This window comes from Rhodococcus sp. NJ-530, assembly GCF_003860625.1.
GTDB classification, from domain to species: Bacteria; Actinomycetota; Actinomycetes; order Mycobacteriales; family Mycobacteriaceae; genus Rhodococcus_F; species Rhodococcus_F qingshengii.
Genome location: NZ_CP034152.1, coordinates 1972650 through 1996914 on the forward strand (window position 1 = coordinate 1972650; position 24265 = coordinate 1996914).

The following is a 24265-nucleotide window of genomic DNA, read 5'->3' on the forward strand; positions in this document are numbered from 1 at the left end:
GTGAGTTGCTCGATGCAGCGTTGGGTCTCCGTACACACCGTTCGACCGCAGGTGGCGGTCGTATGAGTACTGACGACGCGACCCGGCGGAAGACATCTCGCGCCGGCAGGAACGAACGACCGGCACGCACCAGGCGCGCGCGGGTGCCATTGCTGCCTCAGTTACTCGCAGCTGCAGTAGACCTCAACCCAGCAGCACCGGCGATCACATTCGGGGGTCAAACCCTCACTTATGCCGAAGTGGACGCGCTGTCCTCGCGTCTGGCTCGGTTGCTCATCAGCCGCGGAATCGGGCCGGAGGACCGGGTGGCGGTGTCGATTCCCCGCTCCGTCGAGTCGGTCTGTGCGGTGTGGGCGGTGGCCAAGACCGGCGCAGCTTTCGTGCCGGTCGATCCCAGCTATCCTGCAGACCGCGTCGAACACATGATCACCGATTCTGCAGCCTCGATAGGGCTGACCACGGCCGCGTACGCTATCGACCTTCCTCGCAGCGTCCAATGGCTGGAAGTGGACGGCGACGTGTTGACGGCCGAGTTGTCCGGTATCTCCCCGGATCCGGTGTCGTATACCGAACGCGTTCGAACCCTTCGCGTGGATCATCCGGCATACGTGATCTACACCTCGGGGTCGACAGGACGGCCCAAGGGCGTCGTCGTCACCCACGCCGGGCTTTCAGACCTGTGTGCGGAACAGGTCGAACGGTATGCGCTCACCTCTACGTCGCGGACACTGCATTTTGCTTCGCCGAGTTTCGACGCTTCCGTGCTCGAACTGCTGCTCGCCGTCGGTGCAGGCTCGACGATGGTGATCGCGCGTCCGGACATGTTCGGCGGCGACGAACTCGCGGAACTCCTGGTGTCGGAAAAGATCACGCACGCGTTTGTGACCCCGGCAGCGCTGGGTTCGATTTTCCTTGACGGCGCCCACCAGTTCGACAATCTCGCCGTGGTGGTCGTCGGCGGTGAAGCGTGTTCACCCGCGCTGCTGTCCACCTGGGCGCCCGGCCGACGGTTCTTCAACGCATACGGACCCACGGAAGCCACCGTCGCCAGCAACATCGCCGAGTTGACCGTCGATCGTCCCGTGACGATCGGTGGTCCCGTCCGTGGTGTCGGCGTGTTCGTCCTCGATTCTCGACTTCAGCCGGTCGCCACCGGAACCGCCGGCGAACTCTACCTGTCGGGCACCCACCTTGCCCGCGGGTACAACGGCCTGTCCGCAACTACGGCGGCAAGTTTTGTCGCAAATCCGTTCGGCGGCGCCGGGGAGCGGCTCTACCGGACCGGCGATACCGTGCGGTGGATCCGCACCGGCGGCGATGGCGGAGCCACCGATCAGACCGGTGGTGAGCGCGACCTCGAATATCTCGGGCGGGGGGACTCACAGGTCAAGATTCGCGGCTTCCGGATCGAACTGGGCGAGATCGATGCCGTCCTTGCCGCCCAACCCGGAGTCGACTTCGTCGCCACCGTCGCGATCACCGGTTCCTCAGGTGACGCCGCGCTGGTGTCGTATGTCATGGCGAATGCCGACGTCGACCTGGACCCAGACTCGTTGACCGCCAGCGCTCGGGCCGTTCTTCCGCGCCACATGGTGCCTGCATCGATCATGGTCATCGACCGGATTCCTCTCACCCCAGTGGGTAAGTTGGACACCGACAGCCTTCCCGAGCCGATCTTCATCTCGCGTGCGTACCGCGAACCATCAACGCCTGCACAGGTACTCGTGGCAGCGGCCTTCGTCGACCTGCTCGGAGTCGAGAGGGTCGGTGCCGAAGACGACTTCTTCGAACTCGGCGGCAACTCACTTGTTGCAGCAAGGCTGGCTGGACGTCTCGGAGCTGCGTTCGGGACACGCATTCAGGTGAAAACCCTCTTCGAGGTATCGACGGTCGAAGCATTGGCTGCCCGAATCGAAGCCGAGGCGGAGGGGTCCGTCAGAGTACAGCTTGCGCCGGTGATTCGTCCGGAACATGTGCCGTTGTCGCTGGCGCAGCAACGGATGTGGTTCCTGAGCCAGTTCGATTCCGAATCTGCTGTCAACAACATTCCGATCGTCCTCCGCCTGAGTGGTGAGCTTGACACGGTTGCGCTCGCCTCAGCGGTCGGTGACGTCCTAGCTCGGCACGAAGTCCTTCGTACTGTCTACCCAGGAATCGACGGTGTGGGCTATCAGCAAATTCTGCCGGAATCGACCGCAGACATCGACCTCGATCCCGTTCCGTTGGCCGATTCGGCACTTCTCGGCGAACTGTTGACGCTCGTTACCGCCGGATTCGACGTCAGCTCGGCAGTTCCGTTGCGGGTCAAGCTCTTCCAGACGGATCCGTCCGAGTATGTCCTGGCGATGGTCGTGCACCACATTTCAGCGGACGGCGTTTCCGTAGCGCCGTTGGTTCGGGACGTTGCGTTCGCCTACCTTGCGCGTGTGGACGGCCGGAGTCCGGAGTGGACACCGCTGCCGGTGCAGTACGCAGACTTCGCGATGTGGCAGCGTGAGGTTCTCGGCGTGGATTCCGATCCGACATCGTTGATGTCCGAGCAGCTCGCGTACTGGAAGACGACCTTGCGAGACCTGCCGGAGAAGATCGAACTCCCGGCCGACCGTCCACGACCCTCAATTCTCTCCACCAGAGGCGGCGTCCACCGTTCGGACGTGGACGCTGAATTGCACAGTGCCCTGGAGCAACTCGCACTTGACCACAACGTGTCACTGTTCATGGTCGTCCATGCGGCGCTGGCGGTCCTGTTGGCAAGGTCGAGCGGCAGCGGTGACGTGGCGATCGGTTCACCAATCTCTGGACGAGGGGAACCCGAACTCGACGATCTGATCGGCATGTTCGTAAACACCCTGGTGTTACGCACGGCCGTGAATCCAGGAGCAAGCTTCTCCGATTTGTTCGACCATGTGCGTGACATCGATCTGGGAGCTTTTGCCAACGCCGATGTGCCATTCGAGCGGCTTGTCGAGGTGCTCGACCCGGCACGATCCCAAGCGCACCACCCGTTGTTCCAAGTTGCGCTGTTCTTCCAGAACATGGCCGACGACGCACTGGAATTGCCCGGACTGCGTGTCTCCGGATTCGACGCGGGCGTCGACATCGCGAAGTTCGATTTGCAATTGACCGCAGCTCCACGGGAAAACGAGTCGGGGGATGCCGCAGGGATCGTGCTGTCCTGGCTCTACGCCACGGATCTGTTCGATGCCTCGACCGTGTCCGCCTTCACCGATCGGTTTGTCCGCATACTGCGCGCGATGGTCGCAGATCCCGGTTCAGCGGTCGGTGACGTCGAGGTCATGACTGTGTCTGAGCGTGCTTTGGTGCTTGAGTCGTGGAACGACACGTCTCGTCCGGTTGTGGGTGGGTTGTTGTTGGATGGTTTTGATTCTGTGGTGGGGGTTTGTTCGGGTTCGCGTGCGGTGGTGTGTGGGGATGTGGTGCTTTCGTATGGGGAGTTCGATGAGCGGGTTAATAGGTTTGCGCGTTATTTGATTGGTTTGGGTGTTGGGCCGGAGTCGTTGGTGGGGTTGGCTGTTCGGCGGTCGGTTGATTTGTTGGTTGGTTTGTATGCGATTGTGCGTGCGGGTGGGGCGTGGGTGCCGTTGGATCCTGATGCGCCGTCCTCGCGTAATGAGTATGTGTTGGATTCGGCTGATCCGGTGTGTGTGGTGTCGACGGAGCGTGATGGTTTCGTGGCGTCGGGTCGTCGGGTTGTGTGTGTGGATGTTGTTGATGTGTCTGGTTTTTCGGGTGCGCGGGTTTCTGATGTGGATCGGCGCTCGCCGTTGCGGGCGTCGAATACGGCGTATGTGATTTTCACGTCGGGGTCGACGGGTCGGCCGAAGGGTGTGGCGGTCTCGCATGCGGCGATTGTGAATCAGCTCGAGTTCATGCAGGGCGAGTATCGCTTGACGTCGTCTGATGTGTATTTGCAGAAGACGGCGACGACGTTCGATGTGTCGTTGTGGGGTTTTTTCATGCCGTTGCGGGTGGGTGCGGTGTTGGTGTTGGCGTCGGCTGATGGTCATCGGGATCCGGGGTATTTGGCGTCGGTGATTGATGATCAGGGTGTGTCGGTGACGGATTTTGTTCCGACGATGTTGTCGACGTTTTCGTCGTTGGTGGATCCGGGGTTGTTGGGTTCGTTGCGTGATGTGTTGGTGATCGGTGAGGCGTTGCCGGTGGAGGCGGTGCGTGAGTTCGGGTTGGTGTCGTCGGCGCGGTTGCATAATTTGTATGGTCCGACTGAGGCGGCGGTGTCGTTTACGTTTGCGGATGTGACGGCTGCCGGGTCGGGGTCGGTGGTCTCGATTGGTGTGCCGGAGTGGAATTGCCGGGTGTTTGTGTTGGATTCGCGCCTTCGGCCGGTTGCTGTGGGTGTTGCGGGTGAGTTGTATTTGTCGGGTGTGCAGTTGGCTCGGGGGTATGTGGGTCGTCCGGATTTGAGTGCGGATCGGTTTGTGGCGTCGCCGTTCGGTTCGGGTGAGCGGATGTATCGGACGGGTGATTTGGTCCGTTGGAACACAGTTGGTGAGTTGGAGTACATCGGTCGTACTGATTTTCAGGTGAAGTTCCGTGGTCAGCGGATCGAGTTGGGGGAGATCGAGGCGGCGCTCACGGCGCATGGGTCGGTGTTGTCGGCTGCGGTGGTGGTGCGTGGGTCGGTGATGGGTGATCAGTTGGTGGGGTATGTGGTGCCGGCGGTGGGGTCGGTTGTGGATGTGTCGGTGTTGCGGGGGTTTGTGGGGGAGCGGGTTCCGGGTTATATGGTTCCGGCTGCTGTGGTGGTGTTGGATGCGTTCCCACTTAATTCGTCGGGGAAGTTGGATCGGGCGTTGTTGCCGGAGCCGGTGTTTGAGGCTCGGGTGTTTCGGGCTCCGGTGTCGTCGGTGGAGTTGGTGGTGGCGTCGGCGTTTGTGGGTGTGTTGGGTGTTGATCGGGTGGGGTTGGATGATGATTTCTTCGAGTTGGGTGGCAACTCCCTCATCGCGATGAAATTGACCGCCAACTTGAGCAGCACACTCGATTTCGATGTTCCTGTCCGCATGCTCTTCGGTGCATCGACACCCGAATTACTCGCTGCCAGGATCGAAGAGGCTCGGGAATCAGGTTCGGCGACACCGGACGATCATGCGATCGGCGTGCTCTTTCCCGTTCGCATCGAGGGACAGCGGCCACCGCTCTTCTATATCCATGCAATGAGTGGTCTGGCGTGGAAGGCCTCGGGCTTCGCTCCGTATCTAGAGGCAGATACACCGATCTACGGCCTGCAAACTCCCGTAATGACGGAGGCGTGGGCATTACCGACCTCTGTCGACGAGCTAGCGCACCGTTACGTGCGTGAGATGATCGATGTGAATCCGACTGGGCCGTTTAACATAATCGGCCACTCAGTTGGAGGGTTCATCGGCCATGCATGTGCTGTTCTTCTACGCGAGCAAGGTTTCGAGGTCTCTCTGTTCATGGTGGATCCACGTCATCCGAGGGAGGTCGACGATGATGTAGCGCTCGAGAACACCCGTGACATGGCAGCTAGTTGGGGAGTGGAACTCGGTGAAGGTGCCGACGTCAATTCTCTTGATCGCAGCCAGATCATCGCCATCGGTAAAACGCTGGACTCGGTGTCGTTCATGACTGAGACACAGATTGGCGCACTTTACGACTTCGCTTCGGCGAGTGGTGAATTGATCTCCGGGTATGAGCCGCGCAAATATGATGGCGACGTGGTGATGTTCCGGGCAGCTGCGGGCATGGACATGGACTTCACAGTGACAGACGAATGGAGATCGGTGATCGGTGGACAGATCACTGACATCGATATCGACAGCAATCACACGTCGATGATGCATCCGGACAAGCTCGAGTTGATCGGGCCGATCGTCGCCGAGTACCTACGTACGCAGGAGAAGCGCTCGTCATGACTGATGAAACCCCGGCTCGGTCGGCCGAACCTCGCACTGTCGTGCATTTTGTACGTCACGGAGAGGTGTTCAATCCGTCGAAAGTAATTTACGGCCGGCTACCCGGATACTCGCTTTCCGAATTGGGCAATCGCCAGGCGAAGGCAGTCGCCGAGATTCTCGGTGATCGTCCAATCTCTTCGATCTTCTCCAGCCCGCTCGAACGCGCGATTGAAACTGCCACTCCGCTAGCCGATTTGTTGAATCTAACCATCGAGAAGAACGAAGATCTTGTGGAGTGGGAGGGAAGGTTCGACGGGATCGCAGCGGGAGACCCGAGACTGAAGCCGTCGGTCGGGTTGCTGCTCAAAACGTGGAATCCAGTGACGCCTTCGTGGGGGGAGAGCTACAAATCGATGGTCAGACGTATGTCTGCTGCCCTGGATTCGGCTCGGCGTCGGAGCGCGGGCAAGGAGGGCGTGTGCTTCAGCCACGAGCTGCCCATCTGTACCTTGCGGCGTTCGTTGAGGAGCGAATCATTGTGGCGTCGGCAGCATGAACGCGATGTGGCTCACACTTCGATCACTTCAGTCACTTTTTCTGGCGAAGCCCTCGTTGATGTCAGCTATTCCGCAAGCCATGTACCTACGGACTGAGGTATAGAGGAAAGCCAGCCTGTTCTTCTCGCATTTGATCGAGAAGAACAGGCTGGCTGGTTGAGAATGTTCCTGCGGTTGTCTCAGATTCCGAGCGAACCGGCGATGAACGGCCATGATTTGTGTAGCTGATCCTGCCAGTAGCCCCACGAGTGGGTCCCGACCGGCTGGAAGTCGACAACGGCCGGAATATTCAATTCATACAGGCGCTTGGCCATGTTCGAAGTGCAAAGGTTGGTCGCTGCTTCGATCGGGCCGCCGATGATGATCTGGTTCTCCGTATATGCGCGACCATCACTCAGACGTGGGTTGAGGAATGTGTCGTTCGGAATTCCAGGAAGCCCGTTTCCGGTGCTCATGTAGATGGGCGTCCCACGCAGCTTCTCTGCGTTGACGAGCGGATCGTGTTCGACCCATCCCGGTCCGTCCAATGGTCCCCACATATTCGTGATGTCGTCGACGCCGCCGATCCATTCCGTGGTCGTCCGGACGAATGCTTGTCCGAGGGGATCGCTGGTCTGTGCGCAGCCACTGTAAGCGGCAACAGAACTGTAGAAACCGGGGTACTCGATCGCCAAGTTCAGTACCGACGTACCGGACATCGAGATGGCCGAGATGGCTTGCTTACCGTTGCTCCCCAGCTCTTCGTTCAACAACGGGGGCAATTCTTTGCCCAGGAAGGTCGACCACTTGTTGCGTCCGGCCTTGGGGTCGTCCTTCTCCCAGTCGGTGTAGTAGGAGAGACGCCCACCGACAGGCGTGGCGACGTTCACGTTCTTGTCAGCGAAAAAATCGACTACATCAGTTTGTAGTTCCCATGTCGCGGCATCTTCTCCGCCGCCGGCACCGTTCAGCAGATAGACGATCGGGCGAGGTTCGGAGTTGTCGGCCGGGGTGATCACCTGAATCGGAACGTCCTTGTCCATCGACGCCGCATAGACGTTGACGACGAGCTGACGGTCATTGACCTTCTCGACGGATTTGATGTAGGAGCCCGTCGACGCTGTTTCGGATGAGTCGCCACCGACGCGCGCGGGGGTGGCCTGCGCGAGACCGGCTGTGAGCAGTGAGCCGGCAACGGCCAATGCACCGATCTGTACGGTGCGTCGCCAGGTCGTAGAATTTCGCGTCAAGACCTCATACCTTTCGGTTGATTCATTGTCGATTGCGACCTTGTCGCATTCAGAGAATTGAGTCGGTTATTGTTTGTGGACTGTTACCGTATTTAGATATTTAAATTCTGGTATAAGGCCACACTCGCTGGATGCGTCTGTCATGAAGTCTCCGCAGCCCGGCGGTAACCCCGAATCGCAGGATATAGAAAAACAGCGATCATTCCCGCTGACCAGGCAAGCATTTTCAGAACTGGCACCAGGACCGGGCCTCCGAGCGAAAGTCCGCGCATAGCGTCGACTGCGACGGACATCGGTTGTGCGGCAATTACGGGTTGAAGCCAGACCGGATATGCCATTGTCGGGACAAAACCACTGTTGAAGAACATCAACAGGGTGCACCCAATGGAAACCAATTCGACGAGCGGGACATTTTCCGACATCGTGGCGAGAGCCGTGACCATCACCGCGAACCCAATGCCGAATGCGATGGGTAGAAGTATCATTGCCACTGCCGCAAGCGGGCCCTGAGTGAACCGGAAGCCGACGGCATAACCAACGCCGATGATGACGATCGTTGTCAGTAGAACTCGAACGGCTTCAGCGATCATCCGGCCCACCAGGCCCGATGCTCGGTGTGCGGGCAGCGTCCAGAATCGACCGAGCAGACCGCTCTTCCGCTCGCCCCGCAAGCCAACTGCGCTGGCGATCGAACCGAACATCGCCCCCACGAGAATGATGAGCGGGACAGTCCCATAGATACTCGGCTGCCCGGTGGCAGCTGTGATGGAATTTCCCAGAACAACGCGAAACATGATCAAGGTCAACGCGGGATAAACGAGCGCCTGAACAGTCGTTGAAGGATCGCGCGCCCAGTTGATCAGAAGCCGCTTCGCCTGAATAAGGCTGTGGGTCCAGAGCGCGCTGGCCGAGTTCTCGGGTAGTGCCGCGTTGGGAAGAGGGAACGCGAGCGCCCTCCCACTGCGTATCTCCTCACGCTTCTCGAGAGAACTCATCACGCTCGCCTCGTACTTGCCCAGTATGCGAGTGGCCCGCATACCGCTATCAAACCGATCGACCAAGCCGCAACTGGCACCAACGTATTCGGGGTGAGGGTGCCGGCAGCCAGGTCCCGCATGGCGTAGGAGAACTGAGATACGGGCTGATTGCGTACGAACGGCCGGATCCATTCCGGGAATCCGCTCTCCGGCACAAATCCACACGAGAGCATTCCGAGGATCAATTGGGGAAGTGTCAATGCCTGACTGGTTGCTTGTGGGCTCTTCGACAGCGAGCCGATTGCATCACCGCCGAGCGACAAACACGTACTGAAAGTCAACGCGATCACGCAGAAGAGCATGGCCTGTGACAGACCACCGACGAAGCGAAATCCGATCGCGTATCCGTAGATCACTGCTGCCGTCAGGGAGACGACGGATCGGAGGAATCCACTACTCATCCGCGAAAACAGTGGAACCGGGCCGAAAACCGGCATGGTTTGCATCCGACTGCTGAAGCCAGTGATGCGTTCGGTCGCCGACATCTGCGCCGCTGAGATCGAAGTGAAGGCCATCGCCTGCAAGACGATGATCGGCATCAAGAACTGTGCGTAATTGATTCCCTGCAGCTGCATTACGAACTTGAGGGGCAGGTAAAAGCCGACCGTGAAGATCAATGGCGCGACGATTGCGACTAGCAATTCGTGCCGGCGAATCATTGCGCGAACGGTACGGCCGGTAAGGGTCCACCACTGTGTGACCGCGGATGGCTGCGGACGACGATGGCGTCCGATCCGAGCTGCATTCGGCACCGTGATGGACCGTTGACCTACCTGTTTCAAGGCAAGATCTTGAGTTGCGTATTTCGTCGTCGTGGTCACGTCGCATCGCTTGTTTCGCTCGGACGCGACTGCCCCGTCAACGACAGGAACACGTCGTCAAGTGAAGGCCTGCGCAGGGCGATGTCCGCGAGTGGTATCCGTGCGTGATCGAGACGCCGCAGAGCTTCTGCAAGGGTCGCAGAACCACGGGGTGCGGGAATTGCAATTCGGCCGTTCTCGACTGCCAGATCGAAGCGGAAGTCCGGCGGAACCAAATTACCCAACGCGTTGGCTGCTGGCCCCAGCAAGCTTGCCTCGGCGGGAACGATTTCGCAGAAGCTGGCGCCGGTTCGTGCCTTCAATTCGTTGGCCGTCCCTTCCGCGATGACAGATCCTTTGTCGATGACAATGATGTTGTCGCTGAGGAGGTCAGCTTCCTCGAGGTACTGAGTGGTCAGCAGAACCGTGATGCCTTGCTCCTTCAAAGTCTGCACGAGGTTCCACACGCTCTGGCGGCTGCGGGGGTCCAGTCCAGTCGTCGGCTCGTCGAGAAATACGACTTCTGGCCTCACTACCAATCCACACGCAATGTCGATGCGTCGTCGCATGCCGCCGGAGTAGCCTGCAACGGCTCGCCCCCCAGCTTCCACGAGATCGAATTCCTCGAGAAGGTCCACGGCGCGTTGCCTGGCGGATGCGCGATCGAGGCCCATCAGGCGAGCGAACAGTTCGATGTTCTCGCGTCCGGTGAGTGCGTCGTCGAGTGCGGCGAACTGGCCAGTCATCATGATCGAACGGCGAACGTCGGCTGGGTTGCGAGCGACGTCGTATCCGGCAACCATTGCGACGCCGCGGTCAGGCCGAATCAACGTGGACAGAACCTTGACGGTGGTGGTCTTACCTGCGCCGTTGGGTCCAAGGATGCCGAGCACTGTGCCCTTGGGAGCTTGGAAGTTGATGCCACGCAATGCGTGCACATCCTTGAAGGACTTGTGAACGTCCTCCACGACTACCGCCGCGTCCGTCGATAAGGGCATCAATTCTCCGCTGTCTACATGGGTGTTCGGGCCGAGCTGTGCTTGGACAGGGCCTCTCGGCACTGTCCTTTCTCGAGCAAGCCGTAGCCCGAGCCGGAGTCACTGGTAAGGACCCCAGTGGTTGCGGGAACCTTGTACGTCTATCTCCGGATGCACAGTGGATGTTACCGGAGGGACAACCTCGTTCCGGCCTTCGCGCGGTGGGGATCGATGCAAATGTGCAGCTTGGCGATAAGCCGCGGTCAGGCCGACCGACGGGAATGTGCGATATCGCACAGTGTCCGATACCGGGCCTGATTTCGGGTCGCCGACAGGTGTGAACCGTGTTCGCGCGTCCTGAATGCTCGTCGAATACTACGAGTTCGTACTCGATCGACGGGCACCCCTGACTCGATCATCAAGTCGACTCCCTCTGGCGAGGTAACCTACTGCTCATGGATATCGGCACGTTGTCAGTGGTGGTTCCCGTGTACAACGAGGAGGACTACATCGCCGGGTGTTTGGAGTCCCTCGCTTGTCAAGGGGACGAGATCCTCGAGATAATAGTTGTCGACAACAATTCCACCGATCGCACCCCTGAAATCGCGCGTTCTTTCGAGCAGCGGGATTCTCGAATTCGATATCTTGTAGAACCGCGTCAGGGCGTTGTTCATGCACGTAATGCCGGGTTCGACATCGCAGTGGGTGAATTCATCGGCAGGGTCGATGCGGATTCGCGTGTCGCACCAGGGTGGGCGCGAGCGGTTCGAAGTTCCTTCGCTTCTCATGATCTTGATGCCGTTACCGGTTTCTCGTTGTTTTACGAGTCACCGTTTTCGGGTCTTCAACGAGCAGCGGTGAACAAAGCCGAGGCCCGTGGCGATTTCCACGGAATCAAACCGGCGCACGCACTGACTGGTTCGAATATGGCGATTCGGGCGACGTCGTGGCGCTCGATCCGCGACAAGGTCAGTGATCGCACCGACATTCACGAAGACGTGGATCTGTCGCTGTGCCTGATGAAGGCAGGGATGCAGTTCGGCACTGACCTGGACATGCGGAGCGAAATCTCCGGTCGTAGGGGAGAGACTGGACCCATCGAGTTTCTGTCATACAACAAGGCTTCGGTGACAACGCTCGAGTATCACCAGGCTATGACTACACGACTTCGTTTGATGATTCTCAAGACGTCAATTCTGCATGCTCTGTTGTGGCCGGCGTACCGAATGTACGACCGGCAAACCGATCGGTTGTCATGGCGGAAACTGCTGTCAGGTTCCGGAGCCCGCACTATGCCCGTGGATTCGTGAGAGTCGGCTACATCCTGTCCAGATTCAAGGTCTTGTACAACCTCTCGATACCGCTGAAGTCCTGGACGAACAGGTTGTTGCGCCGTCCCGATTCGATGTCGTCGAGCATCTTCTGTCCGCCGGTTACGGCTTCGATCTCCATGATTGCGCGCCAAGCGCCGAAGTCGGTTCCGCTGAAAGCGCGCATGGCGCCCTCGAAGCCTTCCAATAGATAGCTGCGATCTCCACGATCCAGGGAATCCCAGACCGACACGGCCAGTTCCCCGGCAATCGAGGCATGGCAGTACTCGTCGCGAGCGTGCAACCGGATCGTCGCGCGGTTGATCGACTGCACGCCCGGGTCGTCCGAGATCAGGTCGAGGTATGCGGTGATCGACACCTCGGCGACGGTCATGAACGCCAACTGTGTCAGGGCAATCTTGCGAGGCCCCTCGGCTGCGTCGAGGGCTTGCGCCCGCGTGCGGACCGTCAGGACGTCGGGCAATGCCTTGGTCGGCAGCCCCCAGCCCCTGCCTCGACGGGTCGCTGAACTGGCATTGAAGTGCATGAGCGTGTGATATTGCTCGTCGACCATCGCCTGATTGACCGCCACTGCAGCCCAATCTCCGAGACCGACGCCGAGTCGGTCTTCGGCGAGAACGTCGAAGCCGGGATTGACGACGTACTTCTCGATGTCCATGACGTTCTTGTTGAACGCGATCCATGCCCAGGCTTGCAGGCGTTGCTTCTGCTCGGGGCTCAATGCCAGGTAGGTCGGATGCTCCGCGAACGGGAGAAGTGCTTCGGGGTAGTCGGACAGCGACGAATCGAAGAGATCGTCCAGTTCCGGTTCCGCCTTCTTCACGGCTGCCCGGCGCGCCCAATTGCTCGCAAGGCGGCGGACGATTGCACTCTCGACCGGATCGGAGGCGTCGTACTCCGGGAGGCTGGGCGGACTCACTCCAGGTCTCATCGTGCCCTACTCTCTGTGCCCTTCGGCGATCTCTCTGTGCCCTTCGGCAATGCGATCGAACAAGCTCTGGCACTCCGCGTTCAATTCGCCTGAGCGATTGTCGAGCGCTGCGTCGGCGGTTTTCATCAGCGTCGTGAAGTCGCCGAGGGTCTCGGCCGCCCTGTCCACCTGTGCGGTGGCATCGAACAGTGCTTTTCGTGTCGCACCTGCGTACGGATTGCCCGCTTGTACGTCCCAGTACACCTCCGGTTCGCCGCCGGCTACACGCGCCAGGAGCGCGAGCAAGGCCCGATGCGGGGGAGGGGCGACCGCGAGGAGTTCGTCCGCGGAAACTCCGAGTTCGGCCAGGGCAGCGCCGAAAGCCAGCACCGACGCGTGTGTCAGAACCTGGGTAGCCGCAGCCAACCGGTCGTGACGATCGGCGTCCATCACCGCGACCGACGCTCCCCACGAGCGCACGATGCCGAGGAATCTGTCGGACTGCGGACCGCCGACGTACGGCACTGCGATGACGGCCCGACCGCGTGGCCCGAGCGACGGACGGAACATGGGGTTGAGTCCGAGGAACTCCCCTTCTCGGCCGGCGTCGGCGATTGCTGCGTCCATCCGCGATTTGACCGACAGCGTGTCCACAACGAGAGCGCCGGATGTCCGAAGGCTCGGTAGTGCGGCTAGAGCGACCCGTTCGGGAACCGCGAGCACGATGATGCGCGAGGACTCCACGTGCGCGAGGACTTGCTCACTGGGTTTCGTGATGTCTCCGACGACTACATCTCCGTCGGGATCGCTGCCTGCTGGGTCGACGACGGTGACGGTTGACCCCCCGGCGCGAAGCAGTTCGACGAACATGGATCCGACGGCACCCAGCCCGCCGACAACCGTCGCTGTGCCTGATGACGCCGTCATGGCTGGGTCTACCCGCCGTACTCGAGGACCCGCGAGGACACCGCGTCGAGCGCACGGAGCAGCGTGGACGCCTTGACCGTGGTCTCGTCGAATTCTTCTTCCGGATCGGACAACGCTGTGATGGCACCGCCGATTCCGAAGGTCACGCCGCTCTCGGTGCAGACCAGCGACCGGATCACGATCGAGAGGTCCGCGGCGCCACCGAGCGCGAAGTACCCGATCGATCCCGAGTAGACCCCACGTGGGCCGGATTCGAGACGGTCGATGATCTCCATCGTCCGTACCTTCGGGGCGCCGGTCATCGATCCACCGGGGAACGCGGCACGCACACAGTCCACCGCCGACGACCCCGGACTCAGATGTCCGCGCACCGTCGACACCATTTGGTGAACGGACGAGTACGACTCGATCGCGAACAGCCTCGGAACGTGGACACTTCCCGGAACGCAGACCTTGGTGAGGTCGTTGCGGGTGAGGTCCACGATCATCAGGTTCTCGGCGCGGTCCTTCTCGCTGTCGAGCAGGTCCTGCCGTAGGGCAGCGTCACGCGCTCGGGTGACGCCGCGCGGGCGGGTCCCTTTGATCGGCTTGGACTCGACGTTGCCGGCCGAGTCGACACGAAGGAACCGCTCAGGCGAGGCCGAGACCACCGAGATGCCGGTGAAGTCGAGAAGTGCGCTGTACGGCGTCGGATTGATCGAGCGCAGATACTCGAACGCCTGCTGTGCATCGATCGTCTCGTCGACGCTCGCCATGTTGGTCAGACACACCTCGTAGGACTCACCCGCCCGGATCTCCGAGAGGGCCGTTCCGATCAACGACAGGTACTGATCGCGATCATGCCGAAGGCGAGCCTGCGTCCAGACGGTGTCGCTGATCAGCGGAACCGGGGTGCGTTCCGGAAGGTCCGCGCCGATCCGCGCCAAGGTGTCGACGGTCGATTCGAGCCAATCGTCATAGCCGGCGTCGCGGACTTTCTCGCGCAACCTCAAAACGTGAGTGCGGCCCGCGGTGTGATCGATGACGACGGCGCGGTCGGCAAACACCAGAGCAGCATCAGGAGTGGGTGCCGGATGGACTGCCCTTCCTCCGGTCTGTGCTTTCAGTTCGTAGCCGAGGTAGCCCACGTAGCCGAGGTTGAAGTCGAGTTCCGGATGGGAGGGCACGAAGCGCGTCGCGAGTTGTGCGTCCAAGTAATCGAAGAACGGAACTCGAATGTGCTCGTCGGACAAGCCTTTTCGGCTGACAGTCAGTACCTCGGCTTGCACGTCGTACGTGATGAACTCAGCCAGCGGCCCCGACGAATCGCCGAGAATCGAAAAGCGCGCACTCGGCTCTGCGGTTGCCGCGCGGTCCAGCCAGAACGCGTTCGGGCCGTCGGCGAACAGTGCTGCATAGGCCGCCGACGGGTCCACTGCAAAATCGAGAGTCACGTCGTCGACGTCGTAGTTGATCGCCGGCCGCAGGTCGGGTGTTTGCGGAACAGGTTCGGGTCGGATCACCGAATCCAGAGTGCGTCCGACGGACAGATCGCGGAAGTTCGCGAGCAAATCTATGCCGAACTCGGTGCTGATGGACTCCGGATGGAACTGAACTCCCCACATCGGCTTGGTCCGGTGCCGGACACCCATGAGCAGACCGTCGGACGTCCACGCGGTACGAACGAAGGCGTTCGGCAGATTCTCGACGGTCAACGAGTGGTAGCGAACAGCTCGGAACGGCGACGGAAGTCCGGCAAAGATGCCCGAACCGTCGTGATCGATCAGCGAAATTCGGCCGTGCATCGGGACGGGCGCAACCACCACGTCCGCGCCGAACAACTCGCACAGGCCCTGGTGGCCGAGACAGACACCGAGAAGTGGGAGAGGCGCTTCTTCGATGAAACGGCGGCTGATTCCGAAATCACGGTCGCGATCCGGCCGGCCGGGACCTGGGGAGATGACCACGTTGTCGTACGACGCGAGATCGATGGAATCCCAATCCGCGTCGTTGCGGACCACGGTCGGCACAACCCCGTTGACCTCGGTCAACAGGGTGAACAGGTTGTAGGTGAACGAGTCGTAATTGTCCACCAGAAGGGTGCGGGAACTCATGTCGATGATCCTGATCTCGGTCCGACGGATTCCCGAACAGTGTCCTCCTCCTCAACAGGTGCGTTGATCACCAGGTCTTCGAGTCGACAGGTCTCGGCAATCATCAGCTCGTACAGGGCGTTGAAGAAGTCAGGAGAGAGGTCGTGTCTACGAGCGAATTCACGCGCCCGCTCCTGCACGACGCGCACGCGGCCGGGTTGCATCATCGGAACCTCGCGGGAGCGCTTCCACTCGCCGATGCGCAGGCAGAGCTCCAGCCGCTGCCGCACCGTCTCGAGAAGTAGAGCGTCGATGGCGTCGAGGTCGCGCCGGAAGCTGTCCAATCCCTCGGCCTCGTCCGGATACGACGAGGTCTGCGTGCCTGCTTCGGAACTCGTTGTGGTCAAGAACTCTTCCACGAGGCCTCCCGGTGCTCGGCGTGACGCGAGGTCGACAATGTGGTGCCCGGAACGCAACCCACCTCCGGACACCGGCACCCCGACCGACCATCGCCGTTCGGGGAGGTGTTCCACGATCGTCATTCGCCGAAACCTGCGGTGGTGCCTAATTCTGCGAAACCTGTTTGGCGGGCGAATCAGGTTGCGATGCAGGCGGGTTCGTGAGTGCCTACTTGGGGGAGACCCAGGTGGTGATTTCGGCGTGGACTACTTCCTTGCCGCCCCGGTCGAAGATCGAGATGGGAACGAGAAGTTCCGTGCCACTCTCGATCGCCGCGAAGTCCGGCAAAGTCTCGAGTCGGGCGACCGCCCGCAGGCCGGTCTCGGCCTTGGCGAGGTAGTCGACCTTCATCGACTTGGGGATCCAGCGGTGGGAGTTCGGAACCGTCGCTTCGCTCAGCATGCCCATCGCGACCTCCGCGAGGTTGCAGGCAGCGATCGCGTGAAAAGTGCCGAGATGGTTGTGGACGCCCCACCATTTGGGGGAGCGGACCTCGCAGAGCCCTGGTTCCAACTTGGTCACCCGGGGAGAACAGAGGCGAAATAGGGCACGCGAATCGACATCGCCGCCGAGAAAACTGCATGTCCGAGGGCGTTGTCCGGCAATTTCTGCCATCCGCGATAGGTAGGGCTGGAGATAGTCATAGGCGTATCTTACTTCTGAGTAAGGTTGTTGTCGCGCAGCTCACTTGGAAAAGGCAGTTCGGGGGAGTTGAGGATTTAGGCCAGGTACGGCATACTGGTCGGGTTGCCTTGTCCGGGACGCGGTCGATTGCGGCCGTGATCGGGTAAGGGTAAGACGTCACAGACGATCGATCGCAGATCCCGTCAGGGTAATCGGGTCAACGACTGTGACCATGCAAGACGAGAAGTAATGCAGGACGGAAGCAGTACCTACTTTGTGTTCGACATCGAACACGTCCGGTACGCATCACGCGCCAGATAATCGAAAGATTGTCCGGCGCAGGATGAGTGAGAAGGCGACACGCCCGACCGCGTGTACCGGAGAACAATGACAAACGAACAGCGGCAGCAGATCCTGATCTTGATCCGAATCTCGGTACTCCCGAGAACTTGGACTTGGTCCCGATCGCTTCAGTGTTCGTCGTGTCATCGTCCAGGCAAGGACTGTGCAGACGAGGTAGCTCGAGCCTGACCAGGCGGGCTACGAAACGCGGCAAGAAAAGGACACTAAGCGTGGCGGGACAAAAGATCCGCATCAGGCTCAAGGCCTACGACCACGAGGCGATCGACGCGTCAGCGCGCAAGATCGTCGAGACGGTAACCCGTACGGGTGCCCGCGTCGTTGGACCTGTGCCGTTGCCGACCGAGAAGAACGTATATTGCGTCATCCGCTCGCCGCACAAGTACAAGGACTCGCGCGAGCACTTCGAGATGCGTACTCACAAGCGGCTGATCGACATTCTCGACCCGACGCCGAAGACGGTTGACGCGCTCATGCGCATCGACCTTCCGGCCAGTGTCGACGTGAACATTCAGTGACGGCGGAGACAAAAACAATGACTGATACCAAGATCAAGGGAATCCTGGGCACCAAGCTCGGCATGACCCAGGTCTTCGACGAGAACAACCGGGTTGTCCCGGTCACCGTCGTGAAGGCTGGGCCGAACGTCGTAACCCAGATCCGTACCGAAGAGCGTGACGGCTACAGCGCCGTTCAGCTCGCGTTCGGCGCCATCGACCCGCGCAAGGTGAACAAGCCGACTTCCGGCCAGTTCACCAAGGCTGGTGTGACCCCGCGTCGCCACGTAGTGGAGCTCCGCGTTGCGGACACCTCCGACTACGAGGTCGGCCAGGAGCTCACCGCCGAGGTCTTCGAGGACGGCGCATACGTCGACGTCACCGGAACCAGCAAGGGCAAGGGCTTCGCCGGAACCATGAAGCGTCACGGCTTCAAGGGACAGGGCGCGTCGCACGGTACCCAGGCTGTTCACCGCCGCCCGGGCTCCATCGGTGGCTGTGCAACTCCCGGCCGCGTGTTCAAGGGCATGCGCATGTCCGGACGCATGGGTAGCGACCGCATCACGACGCAGAACCTCTCGGTCCACAAGGTGGATGCAGAGAACGGCCTGCTGCTGATCAAGGGTGCGATCCCCGGCCGCAAGGGCGGCCTCGTGATCGTCAAGAGTGCAGTGAAGGGTGGTGCACGGGCATGACCAGCACCGAGACCAAGTTGACCCTGGACGTCAAGGTCGCCGGCGGCAAGACCAACGGCACCGTCGATCTCCCCGCTGAGATCTTCGACGCTCCGGCCAACATCGCGCTTCTCCATCAGGTTGTCGTCGCGCAGCTCGCAGCTGCTCGTCAGGGAACCCACTCCACCAAGACCCGCGGCGACGTCCGCGGCGGTGGCAAGAAGCCGTACCGCCAGAAGGGCACCGGCCGCGCACGCCAGGGCTCGACTCGCGCACCGCAGTTCGTCGGCGGCGGAACCGTTCACGGCCCGCAGCCGCGTGACTACAGCCAGCGCACCCCCAAGAAGATGAAGGCAGCCGCTCTTCGCGGAGCCCTCTCTGACCGCGCACGCAACGAGCGCATCCACGTCATCACCGAACTGGTTGCAGGGCAGACGCCTTCGACCAAGGGCGCAATCGCGTTCCTCGGCGAGATTTCGGATCGCAAGAAGTTGCTGCTCGTCGTGGGTCGCCAGGATGTAGCCGCTTGGAAGAGCGTGCAGAACCTGGAAGGCGTGCATCCCATTGCACCCGACCAGCTCAACACCTACGACGTGCTCAATGCAGACGATGTCGTGTTCAGCGTCGAGGCACTCAACGCGTTCATCCACGGGCCCGCAGAGAGCGCTCAGAACAAGGAGGACGCCAAGTGAGCACCATCGCTGACCCCCGCGACATCCTGCTCGCTCCGGTCATCTCCGAGAAGTCCTACGGACTGATCGAGGAAGGCACCTACACCTTCCTGGTGCACCCGGACTCGAACAAGACGCAGATCAAGATTGCCGTCGAGAAGGTCTTCGGCGTCAAGGTGACCAGCGTCAACACCGCCAACCGTCAGGGCAAGCGTAAGCGGACCCGATTCGGTTACGGCAAGCGCAAGGACACCAAGCGCGCGCTCGTGACCCTGTCCGCTGACAGCAAGCCCATCGAGATCTTCGGAGGACCGGTCGCGTAAGCGCCGGGACTTGACGAGACATAGAGGACGAGAAGACTCATGGCAATCCGTAAGTACAAGCCGACAACACCGGGCCGTCGTGGCTCGAGCGTCTCGGACTTCGCCGAGATCACTCGGTCGACCCCCGAGAAGTCGCTGGTTCGCCCGCTGCACGGTCGCGGTGGACGTAACGCACACGGTCGTATCACCACCCGTCACAAGGGTGGCGGACACAAGCGTGCATACCGACTGATCGATTTCCGTCGCAACGACAAGGACGGCATCCCGGCAAAGGTCGCTCACATCGAGTACGACCCCAACCGCACAGCAAACATCGCACTCCTGCATTACGCAGACGGTGAGAAGCGCTACATCATCGCCCCCAAGGGCCTGGTGCAGGGTTCACCGGTCGAGTCCGGTGCAGGCGCCGACATCAAGCCGGGCAACAACCTGCCGCTGCGCAACATCCCGACTGGTACCACCATCCACGGTGTGGAACTGCGTCCCGGCGGCGGAGCCAAGATGGCTCGTTCCGCAGGCGCCAGCATCCAGCTCCTCGGTAAGGAAGGCAGCTACGCCACGCTGCGTATGCCTTCCGGTGAAATCCGTCGCGTCGACGTGCGCTGCCGCGCATCCGTCGGCGAGGTCGGCAACGCCGAGCAGTCGAACATCAACTGGGGCAAGGCCGGCCGTATGCGTTGGAAGGGCAAGCGCCCGACCGTTCGTGGTGTCGTGATGAACCCGGTCGACCACCCGCACGGTGGCGGCGAGGGCAAGACCTCAGGTGGACGCCACCCGGTCAGCCCGTGGGGTAAGCCTGAAGGCCGTACCCGCAAGAACAAGGCAAGCGACAAGATGATCGTCCGTCGCCGCCGCACCGGCAAGAACAAGCGCTAGGAGGGAGTGAAGGATGCCACGCAGCCTTAAGAAGGGCCCGTTCGTCGATGACCACCTCCTCGCGAAGGTGGATGTACAGAACGAAAAGGGAACCAAGCAGGTCATCAAGACCTGGTCCCGTCGTTCGACAATCATCCCGGACTTCATCGGCCACACGTTTGCAGTTCACGACGGCCGCAAGCACGTCCCCGTGTTCGTTTCCGACTCCATGGTCGGACACAAGCTCGGAGAGTTTGCACCGACCCGCACGTTCAAGGGTCACATCAAGGATGATCGGAAGGCGAAGAGGCGATGAGCAACACCGAAACCGCCAACCCGACTGCCAAGGCTGTAGCGAAGCACGTTCGCGTTACGCCGATGAAGGCACGTCGAGTTGTGGACCTGGTCCGCGGGCGCTCGGTTGAAGACGCCCTGAACATCCTGAAGTTCGCGCCGCAGGCAGCGAGCGAGCCGGTCGCCAAGGTGATCGCCTCCGCAGCAGCCAACGCCGAGAACAACCTCGACCTCGACCCCAGCACGCTTGTCGTTGCTACGGCGTTCGTGGACGAGGGCGCGACCCTCAAGCGGTTCCAGCCGCGTGCACAGGGACGTGCGTTCCGTATTCGCAAGCGCACCAGTCACATCACCGTGATCGTGGAGAGCCTGCCGAAGACCGGAACATCGACCCGTAATCGCCGGAAGGGAAGTGCTCAGTAGTGGGCCAGAAAATCAACCCGCACGGCTTCCGTCTCGGCATCACCACCGACTGGAAGTCTCGCTGGTACGCAGACAAGCAGTACGCGGAGTACGTCAAGGAAGACGTCGCGATCCGTAAGCTCCTCGCCACCGGCATGGAGCGCGCAGGAATCGCGAAGGTCGAAATCGAGCGCACCCGTGACCGTGTTCGCGTGGACATCCACACTGCACGTCCGGGCATCGTCATCGGCCGCCGCGGCGCCGAAGCCGATCGCATCCGCTCCGAGCTCGAGAAGCTGACCGGCAAGCAGGTTCAGCTGAACATCCTCGAGGTCAAGAACGCAGAAGCTGAAGCACAGCTCGTCGCACAGGGTGTGGCCGAGCAGCTCTCGAACCGCGTTGCCTTCCGTCGTGCAATGCGCAAGGCCATCCAGTCGGCCATGCGTCAGCCCAACGTCAAGGGAATCCGCGTTCAGTGCTCCGGTCGTCTCGGCGGCGCCGAGATGTCCCGGTCGGAGTTCTACCGCGAAGGCCGTGTGCCGCTGCACACGCTTCGTGCGGACATCGACTACGGCCTCTACGAGGCCAAGACCACCTTCGGTCGCATCGGCGTCAAGGTCTGGATCTACAAGGGCGACATCGTCGGTGGCAAGCGTGAGCTCGCCGCCAACACGGCCGCACCGGCCGGGGATCGCCCGCGTCGTGAGCGTCCGAGCCGTCCGCGTCGTTCCGGTGCCACCGGTACCACTGCGACCAGCACCGAGGCCGGCCGCGCAGCGACCGCAACCGCCGATGCTCCCGCAACTGAACAGAATCAGGAGGGCTGACGCATGTTGATCCCACGGCGGGTCAAGCACCGCAAGCAGCACCACCCGAGCCGTTCGGGTGCCGCCAAGGGCGGTACCCAGGTGACCTTCGGTGACTACGGCATCCAGGCTCTCGAGCCTGCCTACATCACCAACCGGCAGATCGAGTCCGCTCGTATCGCCATGACTCGGCACATCAAGCGTGGCGGCAAGATCTGGATCAACATCTTCCCGGATCGCCCCCTCACGAAGAAGCCGGCCGAAACCCGAATGGGTTCCGGTAAGGGTTCGCCCGAGTGGTGGATTGCCAACGTCAAGCCCGGACGCGTTCTGTTCGAGATGACATACCCCAACGAGGAGATTGCTCGTGAGGCCCTGCGCCGCGCGATGCACAAGCTCCCGTGCAAGTGCCGGATCGTGACCAGAGAGGAGCAGTTCTGATGGCTACTGGAACCCCAGCAGCAGAGCTCCGCGAGCTCAGTGAAGACGAGCTGGTCACCCGGCTCCGTGAGTCGAAGGAAGAGCTTTTCAACCTTCGTTTCCAGATGGCTACCGGCCAGATGGACAACAACCGACGACTGCGCACCGTTCGTCACGAGATCGCGCGCATCTACACCGTCCTGCGTGAGCGTGAGCTCGGACTCGCTGTGGGTCCGGATGCAGGTGACGCGGCATGAGTGAGGAAAAAGCAGTGAGCACAGAAGAGCGCGCGAGCCGTAAGGTCCGTGTCGGATACGTCGTGTCCGACAAGATGGAAAAGACGATCGTGGTCGAGCTCGAAGACCGCGTCAAGCACAAGCTCTACGGCAAGATCATCCGCCGTACGACCAAGGTGAAGGCGCACGACGAGAACGGCGTTGCCGGCGTCGGCGACCGCGTTCAGCTGATGGAAACCCGTCCGCTGTCCGCGACGAAGCACTGGCGTCTGGTCGAGGTCCTCGAAAAGGCCAAGTAAGCCTGATCGAATCCTCGAGCTGATCGAGTATCACCGAATGGCCCGCTTCCCCTTGGGGAGTGGGCCATTCGGCTTTCCGGGGGCTTTCGGGGCTTTCCGGGCGAAGGGTTCGAGTTGCGTCGAGTACGGCTGATTTGGTATTCGGTGAACCCTTCCCTACAATAGAACGGTTGCCTGTGGCAGAGGTGTGTCTTCACGTGCGCAGCTCGAACGGTGCTTGCAGTGATCGTCTCCCGACGTCAGTCGGTGGGACTGCAGCTCAGACACGACGCAGGTGGCAACAATGACCGCGCGCACCGGGTCGGTAATCCGTTGCGCACGAAATTCCAGGTCTAGGGAGATCAAGTGATTCAGCAGGAGTCGCGAGTTCGCGTCGCTGATAACACGGGTGCCAAGGAAATCCTTTGCATCCGCGTTCTCGGCGGTTCGTCACGTCGCTACGCCGGGATCGGTGACGTCATCGTCGCCACCGTCAAGGACGCAATCCCCGGTGGAAACATCAAGAAGGGTGAGGTCGTCAAGGCCGTCATCGTTCGCACGACCAAGGAGCGCCGTCGTCCGGACGGTTCCTACATCAAGTTCGACGAGAACGCTGCAGTGCTCATCAAGGCTGACAGTGATCCCCGTGGAACCCGCATCTTCGGACCCGTCGGCCGTGAGCTGCGCGAGAAGAAGTTCATGAAGATCGTTTCGCTTGCCCCGGAGGTGCTGTGATGAAGGTGCACAAGGGTGACACCGTTCTGGTCATCGCCGGCAAGGACAAGGGCGCGAAGGGCAAGGTCATTCAGGCCTACCCCGCGACCGACAAGGTCCTCGTCGAAGGCGTGAACCGAATCAAGAAGCACACCGCGGTTTCCGCGAACGAGCGCGGAGCATCCTCCGGCGGCATCGTCACGCAGGAAGCCCCGATCCACGTTTCCAACGTTGCAGTCGTCGACTCGGACGGAAACCCCACCCGCGTGGGCTACCGCACCGACGAAGAGTCCGGCAAGCGCGTTCGGATTTCCCGGAAGAACGGGAAGGACATCTGACATGACCTCCACCGAAAACAAGGTCCAGCCGCGCCTCAAGGCACGCTACCGCGCTGAGATCAAGGACGCGCTCAACAGCGAGTTCGACTACTCGAACGTCATGCAGATCCCCGGCGTCGTCAAGGTTGTCGTCAACATGGGCGTCGGCGACGCTGCCCGTGACGCCAAGCTGATCAACGGCGCTGTCCATGACCTGTCGCTGATCACGGGCCAGAAGCCCGAGATCCGCAAGGCACGTAAGTCCATCGCGCAGTTCAAGCTCCGCGAAGGTATGCCCATCGGTGCACGCGTCACCCTCCGTGGTGACCGCATGTGGGAGTTCCTGGACCGCCTCGTGTCTGTCGCTCTGCCCCGTATCCGCGACTTCCGCGGTCTCTCGGGCAACCAGTTCGACGGCAACGGCAACTACACGTTCGGCCTCAACGAGCAGTCGATGTTCCACGAGATCGACGTGGACAAGATCGATCGCCCCCGCGGCATGGACATCACCGTCGTGACCACCGCAACCAACAACGAAGAAGGCCGTGCACTGCTCAAGCACCTCGGCTTCCCGTTCAAGGAGAACTGAGCG

General features: G+C 61.0%; 25 protein-coding genes and 1 pseudogene. 17 read left to right on the forward strand and 9 right to left on the reverse strand.

The window, feature by feature from the left end; genetic code table 11:
* Window positions 1-62 precede the first annotated feature (62 nt).
* On the forward strand, window positions 63-5921 hold the full coding sequence (locus EHW12_RS09120; protein ID WP_125050521.1) for a non-ribosomal peptide synthetase: 5859 nt from the start codon (window positions 63-65) through the stop codon (window positions 5919-5921).
* Window positions 5918-6556, forward strand: a complete 639-nt coding sequence (locus EHW12_RS09125; protein WP_125050522.1) for a histidine phosphatase family protein — start codon at window positions 5918-5920, stop codon at window positions 6554-6556. The genes EHW12_RS09120 and EHW12_RS09125 overlap by 4 nt, the downstream gene beginning before the upstream one ends.
* Before the next feature lie 83 nt (window positions 6557-6639).
* Here EHW12_RS09125 and EHW12_RS09130 read toward each other — a convergent pair whose 3' ends face one another.
* The 4 genes from EHW12_RS09130 to EHW12_RS09145 form a co-directional block, all read right to left on the reverse strand.
* On the reverse strand, window positions 6640-7689 hold the full coding sequence (locus EHW12_RS09130) for an alpha/beta hydrolase family protein (protein WP_054188111.1): 1050 nt from the start codon (window positions 7687-7689) through the stop codon (window positions 6640-6642).
* 140 nt (window positions 7690-7829) lie between these two features.
* Window positions 7830-8684: an ABC transporter permease gene (locus EHW12_RS09135; RefSeq protein ID WP_054188169.1), complete on the reverse strand. Its 855-nt coding sequence runs from the start codon at window positions 8682-8684 to the stop codon at window positions 7830-7832.
* Window positions 8684-9547 (reverse strand): ABC transporter permease, encoded by an 864-nt coding sequence (locus tag EHW12_RS09140; protein WP_054188112.1) that lies wholly within the window; start codon window positions 9545-9547, stop codon window positions 8684-8686. Before EHW12_RS09140 ends, EHW12_RS09135 begins: the two co-directional genes overlap by 1 nt.
* On the reverse strand, window positions 9544-10524 hold the full coding sequence (locus EHW12_RS09145) for a daunorubicin/doxorubicin resistance ABC transporter ATP-binding protein DrrA (RefSeq protein WP_054188113.1): 981 nt from the start codon (window positions 10522-10524) through the stop codon (window positions 9544-9546). The genes EHW12_RS09140 and EHW12_RS09145 overlap by 4 nt, the downstream gene beginning before the upstream one ends.
* Window positions 10525-10958: 434 nt before the next feature.
* Here EHW12_RS09145 and EHW12_RS09150 point away from each other — a divergent pair, with 434 nt between their 5' ends.
* Window positions 10959-11813 carry a glycosyltransferase family 2 protein gene (locus EHW12_RS09150; RefSeq protein WP_054188114.1) on the forward strand — a complete coding sequence of 285 codons (855 nt, stop codon included), beginning with the start codon at window positions 10959-10961 and terminating at the stop codon, window positions 11811-11813.
* Between the two features lie 7 nt (window positions 11814-11820).
* On the opposite strand, the gene EHW12_RS09155 is transcribed toward EHW12_RS09150, so the two are convergent.
* The 5 genes and pseudogenes from EHW12_RS09155 to EHW12_RS09175 form a co-directional block, all read right to left on the reverse strand.
* Complete coding sequence (locus tag EHW12_RS09155) at window positions 11821-12765, reverse strand: diiron oxygenase (RefSeq protein WP_125050523.1); 945 nt, start codon at window positions 12763-12765, stop codon at window positions 11821-11823.
* Between the two features lie 6 nt (window positions 12766-12771).
* Window positions 12772-13671, reverse strand: a complete 900-nt coding sequence (locus EHW12_RS09160) for a prephenate dehydrogenase dimerization domain-containing protein (RefSeq protein ID WP_065455191.1) — start codon at window positions 13669-13671, stop codon at window positions 12772-12774.
* Window positions 13672-13679: 8 nt separating this feature from the next.
* A complete protein-coding gene (gene pabB, locus EHW12_RS09165; RefSeq protein ID WP_125050524.1) occupies window positions 13680-15764 on the reverse strand; it encodes an aminodeoxychorismate synthase component I in 2085 nt (694 codons plus the stop codon).
* Window positions 15761-16285 (reverse strand): chorismate mutase family protein, encoded by a 525-nt coding sequence (locus EHW12_RS09170; protein ID WP_042922406.1) that lies wholly within the window; start codon window positions 16283-16285, stop codon window positions 15761-15763. The genes pabB and EHW12_RS09170 overlap by 4 nt, the downstream gene beginning before the upstream one ends.
* 85 nt (window positions 16286-16370) lie before the next feature.
* Window positions 16371-16846, reverse strand: a pseudogene (locus EHW12_RS09175) (hotdog fold domain-containing protein).
* Between the two features lie 552 nt (window positions 16847-17398).
* Between EHW12_RS09175 and rpsJ the strand changes: the two are divergent.
* From rpsJ to rplE, 14 genes are all read left to right on the forward strand, one after another.
* Window positions 17399-17704 carry a 30S ribosomal protein S10 gene (gene rpsJ / locus EHW12_RS09180; protein WP_003938093.1) on the forward strand — a complete coding sequence of 102 codons (306 nt, stop codon included), beginning with the start codon at window positions 17399-17401 and terminating at the stop codon, window positions 17702-17704.
* A gap of 17 nt (window positions 17705-17721) precedes the next feature.
* The gene (rplC, locus tag EHW12_RS09185; RefSeq protein WP_003940826.1) at window positions 17722-18378 is read left to right on the forward strand and encodes a 50S ribosomal protein L3; all 657 of its coding nucleotides are present in this window, start codon (window positions 17722-17724) and stop codon (window positions 18376-18378) included.
* A complete protein-coding gene (gene rplD, locus EHW12_RS09190; protein WP_003940723.1) occupies window positions 18375-19049 on the forward strand; it encodes a 50S ribosomal protein L4 in 675 nt (224 codons plus the stop codon). The genes rplC and rplD overlap by 4 nt, the downstream gene beginning before the upstream one ends.
* Complete coding sequence (gene rplW, locus EHW12_RS09195; RefSeq protein ID WP_003940990.1) at window positions 19046-19351, forward strand: 50S ribosomal protein L23; 306 nt, start codon at window positions 19046-19048, stop codon at window positions 19349-19351. Before rplD ends, rplW begins: the two co-directional genes overlap by 4 nt.
* Before the next feature lie 39 nt (window positions 19352-19390).
* Entirely contained in the window at window positions 19391-20227 is an 837-nt protein-coding gene (rplB, locus tag EHW12_RS09200) for a 50S ribosomal protein L2 (RefSeq protein WP_003940895.1), read from the forward strand.
* A gap of 13 nt (window positions 20228-20240) precedes the next feature.
* Window positions 20241-20522 carry a 30S ribosomal protein S19 gene (gene rpsS, locus EHW12_RS09205; RefSeq protein ID WP_003940820.1) on the forward strand — a complete coding sequence of 94 codons (282 nt, stop codon included), beginning with the start codon at window positions 20241-20243 and terminating at the stop codon, window positions 20520-20522.
* Window positions 20519-20923: a 50S ribosomal protein L22 gene (gene rplV, locus EHW12_RS09210; protein WP_003940717.1), complete on the forward strand. Its 405-nt coding sequence runs from the start codon at window positions 20519-20521 to the stop codon at window positions 20921-20923. The genes rpsS and rplV overlap by 4 nt, the downstream gene beginning before the upstream one ends.
* Complete coding sequence (rpsC, locus tag EHW12_RS09215; RefSeq protein ID WP_003941003.1) at window positions 20923-21729, forward strand: 30S ribosomal protein S3; 807 nt, start codon at window positions 20923-20925, stop codon at window positions 21727-21729. Before rplV ends, rpsC begins: the two co-directional genes overlap by 1 nt.
* 3 nt (window positions 21730-21732) lie before the next feature.
* Complete coding sequence (rplP, locus tag EHW12_RS09220; RefSeq protein ID WP_003940899.1) at window positions 21733-22149, forward strand: 50S ribosomal protein L16; 417 nt, start codon at window positions 21733-21735, stop codon at window positions 22147-22149.
* A complete protein-coding gene (rpmC, locus tag EHW12_RS09225) occupies window positions 22149-22385 on the forward strand; it encodes a 50S ribosomal protein L29 (protein ID WP_003940734.1) in 237 nt (78 codons plus the stop codon). The genes rplP and rpmC overlap by 1 nt, the downstream gene beginning before the upstream one ends.
* Window positions 22382-22663, forward strand: coding sequence for a 30S ribosomal protein S17 (gene rpsQ / locus EHW12_RS09230; protein ID WP_003941020.1), 282 nt, complete (start codon window positions 22382-22384; stop codon window positions 22661-22663). The genes rpmC and rpsQ overlap by 4 nt, the downstream gene beginning before the upstream one ends.
* A 345-nt stretch (window positions 22664-23008) precedes the next feature.
* Complete coding sequence (gene rplN / locus EHW12_RS09235; RefSeq protein ID WP_003940951.1) at window positions 23009-23377, forward strand: 50S ribosomal protein L14; 369 nt, start codon at window positions 23009-23011, stop codon at window positions 23375-23377.
* On the forward strand, window positions 23377-23694 hold the full coding sequence (rplX, locus tag EHW12_RS09240; RefSeq protein ID WP_003941019.1) for a 50S ribosomal protein L24: 318 nt from the start codon (window positions 23377-23379) through the stop codon (window positions 23692-23694). Before rplN ends, rplX begins: the two co-directional genes overlap by 1 nt.
* 1 nt (window position 23695) lies before the next feature.
* A complete protein-coding gene (gene rplE, locus EHW12_RS09245) occupies window positions 23696-24262 on the forward strand; it encodes a 50S ribosomal protein L5 (protein WP_003940924.1) in 567 nt (188 codons plus the stop codon).
* The last annotated feature ends 3 nt before the right edge of the window (window positions 24263-24265 follow it).

What these genes read in the sequence shown, in the direction of transcription:
- EHW12_RS09135 (WP_054188169.1), bottom strand. Translation starts at nt 8,684, where the DNA reads ATGAGTTCTCTCGAGAAGCGTGAGGAGATACGCAGTGGGAGGGCGCTC.
- rplC (WP_003940826.1), top strand. Translation starts at nt 17,722, where the DNA reads ATGACTGATACCAAGATCAAGGGAATCCTGGGCACCAAGCTCGGCATG.
- EHW12_RS09125 (WP_125050522.1), top strand. Translation starts at nt 5,918, where the DNA reads ATGACTGATGAAACCCCGGCTCGGTCGGCCGAACCTCGCACTGTCGTG.
- rplE (WP_003940924.1), top strand. Translation starts at nt 23,696, where the DNA reads ATGACCTCCACCGAAAACAAGGTCCAGCCGCGCCTCAAGGCACGCTAC.
- rplP (WP_003940899.1), top strand. Translation starts at nt 21,733, where the DNA reads ATGTTGATCCCACGGCGGGTCAAGCACCGCAAGCAGCACCACCCGAGC.
- rplB (WP_003940895.1), top strand. Translation starts at nt 19,391, where the DNA reads ATGGCAATCCGTAAGTACAAGCCGACAACACCGGGCCGTCGTGGCTCG.
- pabB (WP_125050524.1), bottom strand. Translation starts at nt 15,764, where the DNA reads ATGAGTTCCCGCACCCTTCTGGTGGACAATTACGACTCGTTCACCTAC.
- EHW12_RS09160 (WP_065455191.1), bottom strand. Translation starts at nt 13,671, where the DNA reads ATGACGGCGTCATCAGGCACAGCGACGGTTGTCGGCGGGCTGGGTGCC.
- rplX (WP_003941019.1), top strand. Translation starts at nt 23,377, where the DNA reads ATGAAGGTGCACAAGGGTGACACCGTTCTGGTCATCGCCGGCAAGGAC.
- rpmC (WP_003940734.1), top strand. Translation starts at nt 22,149, where the DNA reads ATGGCTACTGGAACCCCAGCAGCAGAGCTCCGCGAGCTCAGTGAAGAC.
- EHW12_RS09150 (WP_054188114.1), top strand. Translation starts at nt 10,959, where the DNA reads ATGGATATCGGCACGTTGTCAGTGGTGGTTCCCGTGTACAACGAGGAG.
- rplV (WP_003940717.1), top strand. Translation starts at nt 20,519, where the DNA reads ATGAGCAACACCGAAACCGCCAACCCGACTGCCAAGGCTGTAGCGAAG.
- EHW12_RS09170 (WP_042922406.1), bottom strand. Translation starts at nt 16,285, where the DNA reads ATGACGATCGTGGAACACCTCCCCGAACGGCGATGGTCGGTCGGGGTG.
- EHW12_RS09155 (WP_125050523.1), bottom strand. Translation starts at nt 12,765, where the DNA reads ATGAGACCTGGAGTGAGTCCGCCCAGCCTCCCGGAGTACGACGCCTCC.
- EHW12_RS09120 (WP_125050521.1), top strand. Translation starts at nt 63, where the DNA reads ATGAGTACTGACGACGCGACCCGGCGGAAGACATCTCGCGCCGGCAGG.
- EHW12_RS09145 (WP_054188113.1), bottom strand. Translation starts at nt 10,524, where the DNA reads ATGCCCTTATCGACGGACGCGGCGGTAGTCGTGGAGGACGTTCACAAG.
- rpsQ (WP_003941020.1), top strand. Translation starts at nt 22,382, where the DNA reads ATGAGTGAGGAAAAAGCAGTGAGCACAGAAGAGCGCGCGAGCCGTAAG.
- rpsS (WP_003940820.1), top strand. Translation starts at nt 20,241, where the DNA reads ATGCCACGCAGCCTTAAGAAGGGCCCGTTCGTCGATGACCACCTCCTC.
- rplD (WP_003940723.1), top strand. Translation starts at nt 18,375, where the DNA reads ATGACCAGCACCGAGACCAAGTTGACCCTGGACGTCAAGGTCGCCGGC.